Here is a 12,213-nt window from a genome sequence, read left to right as displayed (position 1 = left end):
CCACTCTGGTGCATAAAAATTCATCAGGTATCAGTTTCTGCACCAGAAGAAACTGATACTTTACAATTACTGCTACTCTTTACAGACTCGATAGCGGGCGTTCTTACCACGCAACTCAAACGCTCGCGCGTATCTTCCAACAACAATAGCGATTCAATCACCATGAGATACTCAATCAAAAAACTTATCCAGACGAGTCTGGGTGTTGCCCTTTATTCACTTATTACACACACCGCTTCAGGGGCTGATCCCCTCAAACTGGATGTGAACCTCACGCCAATCGCCAAGATCCAACCCACCATGTACGGTATTTTCTTTGAAGATATCAATTTCGCAGCAGACGGTGGCTTGTATGCGGAGCTGGTCAAGAACCGTTCGTTTGAATTCGAGCAGCCGTTAATGGGTTGGTCGCAACCCGCAACAGATCCCTACTCTACTAACGATGATTCCGGTATTGCCAATACGCTTAATTTTGCTGAAAACACAACCAATAAAAATGTACTGCGCGTAAACGTGTTCAACGATAAAAACTACAGTCTGGTAAATGAAGGCTTCCGCGGCATGGGCATTCTCAAAGGCGAAACCTACCGCCTTTCATTTTATGCAGCCAATCCCGAGGGGACAATCAAGCGCGTAGTAGCTCAGTTGGTTGATGCCAAGGGCAAGGTTATTGCCAGCACTGCCATACCGACTACACACAAAGATTGGCATAAATACAGCCAAACCCTGGTCGCTACTGCAACCGAAGAAAAAGCCAGCCTGAAAATTACCTTTGAGGGTAAGGGAACACTGGATATGGACATGATATCCCTGTTTCCTAAAAACACATGGAAAGGGCGCGAAAACGGTTTACGGAAAGATTTGGTGCAATTACTGGCTGACCTGAAACCAGGTTTTTTGCGCTTTCCTGGCGGTTGCATTATTGAGGGAAGAACTCTGGCCCAGCGTTACCAGTGGAAGAATACACTGGGACAACTGGATAACCGCCCTACCATGATCAGCCGGTGGAACACTGAATTCAAACACAAGCTGACACCCGATTACTTCCAAAGCTTTGGTCTCGGCTTTTATGAATACTTTCAACTCGCAGAAGATTTAGGAGCAGAGCCAATACCTGTGCTCAACTGCGGTATTGCTTGCCAATTTAATAGCGGTGAGCTGGTGCCGGTTTCCGAACTGGACCCTTATATTCAGGATGCTATTGACCTGATCGAATTTGCCAATGGAACTACCCAATCCCCTTGGGGCAAAGTGCGTGCCGACATGGGTCATCCAGAACCCTTTAATATGAAATACATTGGTATTGGCAACGAACAATGGGGCCCTCAATACATTGAGCGATTCAAAGTGTTCCAAAAAGTATTAAAGGAAAAGCACCCGGAGATCATTTTAATTTCCGGTTCAGGCCCTTTCGCCGATGGACAGATGTTTGATTACGCCCATCGCGAACTTAAAAAGCTAAACGCCGAAATTATCGATGAACATTATTATCGGGATATCGCCTGGTTCAAAAACAACGCGACACGTTACGATAATTATGATCGTAATGGACCTAAAATTTTTGCAGGAGAATATGCCGCGCAAAGTGTTGCCGTGGTTAGCCCGGAGAATAAAAACTCCTGGGAAACTGCATTGGCCGAAGCCGCATTTATAACAGGGTTGGAACGCAATGCCGATGTGGTTCAGCTGACATCTTATGCACCCTTAATGGCTCATACGGATGCGTGGCAATGGTCACCCAACATGATTTGGTTTAATAATTTACAGGTATTAGCTACGGCTAATTATCAGGTACAACAATTATTTTCCACCCATAAAGGCAGCGAATTAGTGAGTATTACCCACGCAGGAAAGCCCCTGACAGGACAAAATGGTTTGTACGCATCTGCAGCTACCGACCAACCAGAAAATGCGCTGCTGATTAAACTGGTAAATACTGACGCTGATGCCCGTCATATCCAGTTTACTGTACCTGCACCGGTGAAAAAATCTATCGCTACTATCACTTATCTGGGAGCAAAGCACTTGCTCTCGGAAAATAGTTTTGCATCACCGGATCAGATCAAACCTGAAATACATCGGCAGGGGTTTAAAAACAATACACTCACCTACACAGCACCACCGCATTCCGTTTCGGTCATTAGCATTCCTCTTAACCACTAACAATAATATATAGCCCGGAGTATTTTAATGAGAACAATAAGTACCATCAGCCTGCTCATCTGCTGTCTGGCAAATGTTTCCTGTGGTGGAGGCGGGGGTAGCGGAAGCAGCCCCAAACCACCATCAAGTGCTGCCGTTAGTTCTTCCGTTGCCACGACAAGCAGTCAATCCAGTAGCCCTGCTAGCAGTAGTGCCGCTACGAGCAGTGCGGCTATTAGTCAGGCATTAATTAAAATCAATCAGATAGGCTTTAAACCCAATTCACAGAAATGGGCTGTCATCCCCGCCGTAGCAGCGACCACTTTTCGCGTCATAAACAAGAGCGATAACAGCACCGCGCTTACCGGTAATCTCAGTGCGGCAGCAACCTGGGTTCCTGCACAGGAATCAGTAAAGCTTGCTGATTTTTCCGCGATCACTACCGCAGGCAGTTATGAGCTTCAAGTGGATGGTGTGGAAAAAGCCGCTGAATTTACTGTATCGGACAATGCTTATGAGGCACTTAATGCTGGAGCAGTAAAAGCGTTTTATTTTAATCGCGCATCCACCGAGCTCCTCGAAGCGCATGCGGGTGTATACAAACGCGCGGCGGGGCACATGGGCGATAAAGTGTACATCCACGCAAGTGCAAAAAGTGCTTTACGCCCCGAGGGCTCCGTCATCGCTGCACCTAAAGGTTGGTACGATGCCGGTGATTACAATCTCTACGTTGTTAACTCCGGCATATCCACTTACACACTACTCGCCGCTTATGAAAGTTTTGGTGATTATTTTAAACACCAACATCTCAATATTCCCGAAAGCGATGATGATGTGCCTGATTTATTGAATGAGATACGCTGGAACCTTGAGTGGATGCTGGCCATGCAAGACCCGAATGATGGCGGTGTGTATCATAAACTCACCAGTAAAAACTTTAGCGGTTTTGTGATGCCCGCGAACGATATTTCAGATCGTTATGTTGTGCAAAAAACCACAGCAGCCGCTTTGAATTTTGCGGCAACTCTGGCGGCCGCGAGCCGTGTCTATGCAGGCTATGAAACGCAATTTCCCGGATTTTCTGCAACCCTGTTAACTGCCGCTAAAACAGCTTACGACTGGGCAAAAGCAAACCCGCGCATTTATTACACGCAACCTGCAGACATATCGACAGGCACTTACGGCGATGGTGATGTGAGCGACGAATTTATGTGGGCCGCTGCAGAGTTATACATAACCACAAAAATCGATAGCTACTACACCGATGTAAACCTGGCCAACCTGACACCCGATGTTCCTTGGTGGGGCGGCGTAAAAACCTTGGGGCTGTTTTCACTTGCACGCCACAGTGCAGAGCTGACGGCAGTTGCAGAGACGGCAATCATCAAGACAAAACTGGACAACCTTGCAACCACGATTGTCAATAAAGGTTCAAGTTCGGCTTATGGTGTTGCCATCAGTACGGGTGATTTTAATTGGGGCAGCAATTCCGGTATTTTGAATCACGCTTGGGTATTACTTGAAGCCTATCAACGCGACAAATCAAAAACGGCTTACTTGAATGCGGCGCAATCCTTGCTGGATTATGTAGTGGGAAGAAACCCGACAGACTATTCATTTGTTACAGGATTTGGCAAAAAAACACCGCAGAATATTCATCATCGCCCTTCCGGTGCAGATGGCATCCCCGGTGCAATTCCCGGTTTTCTGGCGGGCGGTGCCAATGCAGGTCAAGAGGATAAGTCCAGTTGCAGCAAGCCCTACCCTTCAACACTGGCTGCAAAATCCTATCTGGATGAAGAGTGTAGTTACGCCAGTAATGAAATTGCGATTAACTGGAATGCGCCCTTGGTTTATGTATCCGCAGCATTGCAGGTACTCACTGAATAATCAGGATGTTAGAGGATGAAAACCGCAAGGTGAAATGAGTGTTATTAGAACCCTCTCTGTCGCCAGAGAGGGGCTACTGATTTTTGCGGGCCGATTATTGTTGAATCATTATTATAAAAATCAGAAAGCCGTTACATCAGACTTACTTACATCGCAGTTTGCAGTATTCCAGTACTCACCGTACTTGCTAGAGTCGCTACCTTTTTGTACGCCCTGGAATTCCTCACACACTTTGGGTGAGCCGGATTTATAGCCCTGGATTTTCAGGTTACGAATCGTTGCCTTATCACCAAAGTTACGGTTTACACCGGCGATGCTATCAATTTTTCCTTCTATGCGAACATTGTTCACTACCAGGTTACGCGGCCCGCCATTGCTTGAGCAGTTTCCGCAAGAACGCCACAATTTTCCGTTCACACCCTTGGCAGTAAACCCGTTATTAATTTCAAAGGTACTGTTTTTGGAGTTGTGCTGGAAAATTTTATCAGGCTTTCCACCCGGTGAATTACTGGTATTGTTATACGCAGAACCACCGGAAATAGTGAACCGTGTACCACTGCTGATCAGGGAGGCAGCATCTTCACAGATATCTTCCCAGACCACATTTTCTGCACGACAGGAACCGCTCGTACAGTGAATACCATCTGCTCCACCGCTTTTGGAAATGCGCAGGTTTTTAATCGTCGCATTCTTCAGGGTAATCACAGGCGGTTGTCCTTCGCCGTCGCCAGGGCATGACAGACCGAGTGTCTTGCCACCGCAATCGACGGTTTTGTTCTCAATTACCGCTCCCGCTTTACACTCCGCACTACCACCCGTAGAACCGGACGATGATGCAACACTGCTACTGCTTGGCGTGCTGGTTCCTGTACCACTGGCAGGAATTGAACACTCTTTTACAGTTTTGGATGGGATTGGATCAGAACCAAAAGTTGAGACGCTACATTTGAATGAACCGCTCAGTACTTTGTAAACAAACTTGTCTGACGCACCAAAAGCCACATTTGTCGCTTGAGATACGGTACAGGTTTGGTCTGTTTTACAAATCGTGGTGTATCCACTCGGGCGATTGGCTGCCATAACGGCGGCAGAGGTACCAATCAATAGCGTTGTTATCATTATTTTTTTTAACATAAAAAACTCCTTTCTCTAGAGAACAGAAGAGGAGCAGATTTTGCAACTCGCGTACCACCAAACCAACCGTGCAAGGTGCACGCTTCGCTGACGCGAAGAGCATAAACTGCTGTTTATGCCCGCAAAAATCCTAGCAACGGCAATATAGCAGTTTTCATTAGGCTGTAAATACAATTTATCGGTAGGAATTTTTTCCATTTATTGGTAACTTATCCGCAAGCGATAACAAACAGCCTATAAACCAAAGGCTTATGTGTAAAAAAATAATCGCTACCCATCGGTAATGGCATTTATTCAATCCCTCTCATGTGTTAACAAGGTCACAGCGTCTTTTATTGACTTGCTGTTGTGGCGTGCTTTTTCATTTCAAAAAAATAAATGAACATTCTCATCATGAAAAGTTTGCCTTTTATAATTATTGTTCTTGGCACCTTGCTGCTTTGCGCCTGTGAAAAAAAATCGGCACCTGCCTTAGCGGCTACCGAAAACTCATTATTCACAAGCGATGCCATTATTCAGAATTTACGTGTCACTAACCCACGTTTTTTAACGGCGCTGTCTCACCCGACACAACATATTATTGCAGGAACAGATGGCACCATAATCTCGCTGCAGGTCAATAGCGCTGATGCTGTAGGTGGCAATAGCCTCGCAACTGGTGTGAGCAATAGTATTTTTGCACTCGCCACAAATAGTGATGCAAGCCAATGGGTTGCTGTGGGGGAAGAGGGGTTGCTGCTGCATTCAACCGATGGCGGTGCTCACTGGATAAAAAAAATCAGTCATAGCGACAAAAAATTACTGGCAATTGCATTTGATACTGCACATAACACCTGGGTAGCTGGCGGTGAACAAGGCGCCTTGTTGTACTCATCCAATGGCGCTGACTGGCGCACAATTGCGCTGGAAAACAATGCCAACATCAGCGCTATTTATGCTGTTCCCACACGCGCCAGTCTTATCGCTCTGGGTGACAATGGGTTATTGCTGATATCAACGAATGGCGGCAGTGAGTGGCAAACAATACCGGTTGATGCGGAATTGTCGCTCGCGCGTTTGGTGGTGTACGGCGAGGTATTATTGCTTGCGACAACCGATGGCAAAATCCTGCGCAGCGATTCGCATTGGCAGCACTGGGAGACAATCGCCACCGGTAGCAACGCATTTCTTACAGGCCTGCATCACCATGCTGATACCGATACGCTGATTGCGATTTCCAGTGCAGGTGAGATTCTACTGTCCGATGACGGCGGCACACTCTGGGCTCCTGTCGCCATGCTGGACGCGCCGCTCAATACCATTAGCGCATTCAATCAAACCCTGTGGGTCACAGGCGACAGCGGCACCCTTGCCTATTCACACAATGGTGGCCGCACCTGGAGCCCGATCAAGACAGGCACCGAAGCGGATATTGAAGGGCTGATTGCCGTGGCGGACGGGCAACTTGTCGCCTATGGCGCTGGCGGGTTGTTGCTGCACAGCAAAAATCAGGGGCAAGACTGGCAATGGCTTAAAGCGCCTGCGCTGGATTTTGTGCATCAACTTAGCCAAACACACGCAGGACTGTGGCTCGCGGTTGGCGCGAAAGGTTTACTGCTGTCATCCACGAATGGCGGTCAAGACTGGCAAGCGGTGAACGCCACAACCCAGCAAAGCGATTATTTTTTCTCGCTGATCCACGACCAGCAGTCCAACCGATTGATCGCAGCGGGGCCACCGGGCACTGTTGTAGTGTCTGACGATGGCGGCGATCACTGGCGTGTACGCCTAGCATTGGGCGACGCCACGCAGGGCTACTTTCATCAACTGCTGGGAAACGACAAGGGAACGCTGGTGGCCATTGCAGGCCCCGGCAAGATTCACTATTCGACGGATGCAGGTGAACACTGGGACGGCGTGGCGAGTGATGACAACAGGCAACTGTTTTCCGGTACTTATAGCCACCCGCTGAAACGTTTTATCGCCGTTGGCCAAGGCGGGCGAATCACACTCTCAGCCGATGGCAAACACTGGCAAGCACAGGAAAGTGGGGTCAGCCACAGCCTGCAAATGACTTATGCCGATGGCAAACGGCTCTGGGGGGGAGGTGAACAAGGGATACTGCTCTACTCCGACAACGCCGGGAAACAGTGGCACCAGGTAGCGACCCATACCAATCGTACATTGTTATCGCTCACCAAACTCCAGAGCGGCACGCTGATAATTACCGGCACCCACGGCACGGTATTGCGCTCCACCAATGCCGGTCAGGATTGGCAGCTACAAGCAACGCCCGCGACTGACCTGATCCGTCAACCAGTGCAAGACCCCGCTACCGGCATTCTCTATGCTTCCAGCCGTGCGGGAACCATTATCTACAGCAGGGATGATGGGCAGCACTGGCAGCCGCTCGACAAATTCACCTCGGCGTCCATCAAGTCCCTCGCGCTGGATACCCAACAGCGCATGCTGCTGGGCGGCGGTGAACGCCTGATCCGTATACCACTACTCCACTGACACAAAAGATGACCATGTTATGACCTGCACCCTAGCCATCAAACAATCCGCTATAGCAAAAACCTCGCGCCACGCCCTGCTCCTGCTCGGCCTGTGCGGCGCCCTGTCCGCCTGCCAACACACCACAGGTGACTCAGCCCAATTACAAGGATTGGTGATAGCGGGACAACCACTGGCCAATGCTGTGGTGACCCTGCGCGATGCACAGGGCGAAACGCGCCAAACCACTACCGATAGCCATGGCAGCTACAGCCTGCCTGTGCAGGGGTTAACCCCACCGCTGCGCCTGTCAGCCGTTGCCGGTGGCAAGAGTGAAGACTGCCAGCAAAATGCAACCTTGCGCCCGATTTGCATGGCAGCAGTGATTGAGACGCTGCCGGCCACCACAACCGCTATTGCCAATATCAACCCGCTCACTGATCGCATAGTGTCTGACCTGGCCGTCGCACAGGGGTTTATTGGCCCACAACAATGGATAGATGCACCAGCAATCGCACCACTCACCCCCAGCGCCTTCACTCAAGCCAGGCGCCCGATGCAGGCCGGTTTTGCGCAAGCGTTGAAACAGGTTGGTATAAGGGATGTGGATCATTTTGACCCGGCGACTTATCCGTTAACGGATAACAGTGCCCTGCAGGAGATGCTGGGGCTGCTCAATCACAACCGCAATTACGACAACAACACCGGCAGCGTTGGCCATACCAGCCTGAGCGATCCCGGCTTTCGGCCACTGGTCGGGTTACAGAGTTCAGGAGCCTATGAAGTGTTTGACCTATCGCGCGCACGTCAGGAAGCAGCGGCTATTCGCCAGGCCAAAACCCGCGTGTTTATCGTGGGCGATTCCACGTCGGCGGTGTACGAACAACTGCGCTACCCACGTATGGGTTGGGGTCAAATGTTAGAAGCGCAATTTGCCGACAATGCCAGCGTGAAAGTGGTTGTCGGCTCGCGCGCCGGGCGCAGCTCACGGGATTTTTACAATGGCCGCTGGTTTGCGCAGATGGAAAAACTTATCCAGCCCGGTGACTATGTATTTATCAATCACGGCCACAACGATCAAAACTGTGATGCCAGTAAACCTCTGCGCGGCGCGGCTGATGTCGCTAACTTATGCACCTACCCAAACAATGCCCAAGGCCAACCACAGTACCCGGCAGGCAAACCGGAATTGGCCTTTTACCATTCGTTGGAACGCTATGTGAAAATTGCCCGGGAGCGCGGCGCCATGCCTGTGCTTTTCACCCCCACCGCGCGTATTAAAAACGCACAGGGCGTACAAACCACACCGGTAGTGCACAGCCACCTCACCCGTCACAAACCCGGCAGTGACTATGCCTTTGTGGGCGATTACAGCCAGACCATTATGGATTTGGCCCGCGCCGAAAAGCTCCCGCTGATCGATTTGGAAAAAGCCAGCATCGCCTTTGCCAATCGGGTGGGCGAACCCGGCTGGCGCGACTATTGGCTGGTGGTGGATAAAAGCATCAACCCCTATTACAGCGATACTATGGGCGGCAGTACTCAATTGCCGGATGGCACCCACTTCCAAAAAAATGGCGCCGAGGCCATGGCGCAACTGGTAGCCAACGCCATTCGCCACCAGCCCGAACTGGCACCACTGGCTGCCCTGCTGCGTCAGATGTCAGGTTCCCCATAAATCGTCCGAAAATGACACTTTATACTAACAATTTGAAGCTGACGTTTTATGCTTCAAATTGTTAGTTAGTAATCTACGTTATTGATTTTTATAATTCCCGTAAAGCAAAAATCTCCGATCCCCCTGTACTAGCCCTCTCAAAAAAAATTCCTATTTGGCCGACAGGTTTACAGTATTTTTTATCTCCATTTTTCCAAAAACTCGCGCGCATTACCGCTTATCTCGAATCAAGTAGTCGAATTTTTTCTCACCCTTCCTCCTTATCAATTGCACCTACCGAAGGCACCTCCAACACGGACAAGAAAAGTGACGCCACTTATCGATACTTTATACGACAGATACATCAACAGCCATTCTGAGGCTCATTGCGGCCAAAAAAATTTCAATACCTGCTTTCAACTATTTAATGTATTTATCGCTATTACCATAGCTGCCCTCTTCATCGCGCAGCCCTTTATTCAAACACCGCCCAGTCGCCAAAAGCCTCATTATCAGTCAGATGCGTGGGAATTTCAGAGTATTGCCTATAAAAAAATCCATCAATATTACGAAAAGCATTCTATTAAAATAAATCCAAAAAAAATCTAAAATAAATCTAAAATAAATCTGAAGTATGAAGTCTTAATTCGAAGTCATCGCTCGCGAGCTAGTTGTTGAGGTATTTATTTTGCTCAACGTCTGACAAGTCAATTTGAGGAATTAACCGTGTTTGCAAAGTGAATATTAAGTCACGTGCGTACAAATTTTTTATAAGGAGAGTTTTATGAAAATCAGTAAGCCAATCGCATTTATAGCCGCCCTTTCGGGGGTATGTATTCTTGCAGGATGTAGCGACAACGATAACGATAGAAAACCTCCAGCGGCATCTTCATCATCTTCATCCATGACATCATCTGTATCATCAATGTCGTCCTCGTCTTCATCCTTATCGCCAGTCGAAGTTGGAAAAAATGTATTTCGGTTTGAAACTTTTGGCAACGAAGGTTTTTGGACTGACGCCATGCAATTACCTCAGGGCATCATTGCCGCTGAATTAACGCCGCTGCAAGCGCTCAGCTTAGGTTTGAGTGTGAATGCTGAGTCTCTTGAGCCGACGTTTGCAGGTGTTGTGGTTGCACAAATTAATGCAGCGCTGGCAGGTCAGGATGCGCCTGCATTATCTGACCCTGCGATTACGCTTGAGTTGATCCGCCAAGGCGCCGTGATTGGTGTTGTGCCTTTTGGTGCAGATGGCAAACGTCTTCCACTGGGTAGTGATCCAACATTTAGTGATAGCGCTCAAATTGCCAAAGTGGGTGTTTCCTGCGCGCTTTGCCATTCGGTAACTGATGGTTCTGTATTGGCCGCCAATACAGTAGGTCCAGGCTCGGTAGGTGTGCAGATTGACGGCCGCGCTGCTGAAAAGCTGGATGTAGGAGCCATATTTGCTGCATCCGGTAATCCTCTGGCATACCTTCCATTTCTTCAGCTCAAATTTGATGCATTAGATGGCGCCACTTTGGGTCGTGGGGATTTCGCGGGTATCGACTCCAGCTTGACTATTGAGCAGCAAACCGCACAAGCACGCGAATATTTAACCAGTAACAATGCCAAGGGAATGCGTCACTACCCTGTAACATCGTTTGACGCAACACCCGACGGGATTGGTAATGCCACTTACATTGCGCCTTTCTTCCGCACTGATTTAGCGGCTCCTTGGGGTAGTAGCGGTTCATTTGAAAAGTTGGAAGATTTTAACAACCTTGTTTACACCGTAGCCTTGGATCCCACCAGTCTACTCACACCAAAAGGTCGTACGCTGCTCAATGTTTTAGCTGGGCCAGTTGGGGATGAGATTGCTACACGTTATGAAGCAACACTGAAAGCAACTGGCGTTATCCCTATGGGGGTCGCAACAGAGGATGCAATTCCGTTTGTGAAAGCAACGCGAACCGATATTGATGCAGGTGCTTCTGCTGGCCCTACAGGTCGCCGGGTAGATAATGATTTGCTGTCAGCACTCAACGCCTACACGGATCAATTGCCAGCCCCACCAGTAAAAGATGGGTTAGACGCGGCCAAGGTTGCTTTAGGTAAAAGTATATTTATGAATGCTCGTGCTGATGGGGGTGCTAACTGTGCGGCTTGTCATACCTCTGACCCAAGCATGCCAGTAGAAAATGACCGCATTCGTCCGATCAACGAGCTTTACAGAGCGTATGACGATGATGTACTGGTCTTACTGGATCGCTCAAATGTGGGACTCAGCCCTGTGCAAACTACCTTGGCTGGGCCAAACCCTGAATACACTCTCACCTTAACCGTACTCGATGCAACCAGACGTTTGGCGGAAAATGCTAATGCTGGGTTAGTCAACGGTCGCACGCCAGCAGAGCGTTTTGTTCGTGGTTACGCCAAGCCTTTACTGATAGGGTTGGGTGATAAAGATGAGTTTTTACATAATGGATCGGTTTCTGCACCCGAAGGTTATTTGCCAGCAAGCGCAAACGCTAGCCTGGACTTTCTTTTGAACCCTGCGCGTGAAGCACCCACTGTATTAACCAATGATGACCGCGTAGCGCCCCATGCATTTTATTTTCCACAAGTGGGGGAAGTGGATGATCCGGATGGCCGCGATGCGTTGGTGCAATATTTGTTAAGCCGCACGCCGCTCTAAATTAACAACAACGACGAACTTAAAATCGTTAGCTAAAAAACTCTCACTCTAAAAGTGAGGGTTTTTTATTTCAGAACCGCATTCTTTCGTTGATAAATTTTTCACCATTCAACTTATATCCGCGTTACAAAAATTCTACAGTGTAAAAACAACCGATTCGTACCTAATAAAAAGCGCGTTACCAAAATAATTGGCGACGCGCTTTTTCGGTAACATGGGCTTAATTATTTGAAAACTT

At 48.7% G+C, this 12,213-nt stretch carries 8 protein-coding genes; 6 read left to right on the top strand and 2 right to left on the bottom strand.

Annotated elements, in window-relative coordinates; translation table 11 throughout:
- Positions 1-162: 162 nt before the first annotated feature.
- Both B0D95_RS02430 and B0D95_RS02425 read left to right on the top strand, forming a co-directional pair.
- Positions 163-2,163: an alpha-L-arabinofuranosidase C-terminal domain-containing protein gene (locus B0D95_RS02430; protein ID WP_078042402.1), complete on the top strand. Its 2,001-nt coding sequence runs from the start codon at positions 163-165 to the stop codon at positions 2,161-2,163.
- Positions 2,164-2,190: 27 nt separating this feature from the next.
- Positions 2,191-4,032, top strand: coding sequence for a glycoside hydrolase family 9 protein (locus tag B0D95_RS02425; protein ID WP_078042401.1), 1,842 nt, complete (start codon positions 2,191-2,193; stop codon positions 4,030-4,032).
- A 120-nt stretch (positions 4,033-4,152) separates the two neighbouring features.
- Here B0D95_RS02425 and B0D95_RS02420 read toward each other — a convergent pair whose 3' ends face one another.
- Positions 4,153-5,166 carry a pectate lyase gene (locus B0D95_RS02420; protein ID WP_078042400.1) on the bottom strand — a complete coding sequence of 338 codons (1,014 nt, stop codon included), beginning with the start codon at positions 5,164-5,166 and terminating at the stop codon, positions 4,153-4,155.
- A gap of 393 nt (positions 5,167-5,559) precedes the next feature.
- Between B0D95_RS02420 and B0D95_RS02415 the strand changes: the two genes are divergently transcribed.
- The 3 genes from B0D95_RS02415 to B0D95_RS02405 all read left to right on the top strand — a co-directional run bounded on the left by B0D95_RS02415 (position 5,560) and on the right by B0D95_RS02405 (position 9,907).
- The gene (locus tag B0D95_RS02415) at positions 5,560-7,662 is read left to right on the top strand and encodes a YCF48-related protein (RefSeq protein ID WP_168172384.1); all 2,103 of its coding nucleotides are present in this window, start codon (positions 5,560-5,562) and stop codon (positions 7,660-7,662) included.
- Positions 7,663-7,681: 19 nt separating this feature from the next.
- Positions 7,682-9,319 (top strand): GDSL-type esterase/lipase family protein, encoded by a 1,638-nt coding sequence (locus B0D95_RS02410; RefSeq protein ID WP_078042398.1) that lies wholly within the window; start codon positions 7,682-7,684, stop codon positions 9,317-9,319.
- A 306-nt stretch (positions 9,320-9,625) separates the two neighbouring features.
- Positions 9,626-9,907, top strand: a complete 282-nt coding sequence (locus tag B0D95_RS02405; protein WP_078042397.1) for a hypothetical protein — start codon at positions 9,626-9,628, stop codon at positions 9,905-9,907.
- Positions 9,908-10,066: 159 nt separating this feature from the next.
- Here the strand turns inward: B0D95_RS02405 and B0D95_RS02400 are convergent, their stop codons facing one another.
- Positions 10,067-10,321, bottom strand: a complete 255-nt coding sequence (locus B0D95_RS02400) for a hypothetical protein (protein ID WP_078042396.1) — start codon at positions 10,319-10,321, stop codon at positions 10,067-10,069.
- On the opposite strand from B0D95_RS02400, the gene B0D95_RS02395 reads away from it, so the two are divergent.
- Positions 10,320-11,975 (top strand): hypothetical protein, encoded by a 1,656-nt coding sequence (locus B0D95_RS02395; protein WP_078042395.1) that lies wholly within the window; start codon positions 10,320-10,322, stop codon positions 11,973-11,975. The two genes, B0D95_RS02400 and B0D95_RS02395, sit on opposite strands and share 2 nt — an antisense overlap.
- Positions 11,976-12,213: the final 238 nt, after the last annotated feature.

It is taken from the genome of Cellvibrio sp. PSBB023 (assembly GCF_002007605.1).
Lineage (GTDB): Bacteria > Pseudomonadota > Gammaproteobacteria > Pseudomonadales > Cellvibrionaceae > Cellvibrio.
This window is presented reverse-complemented; position numbering and strand designations above follow the sequence as displayed.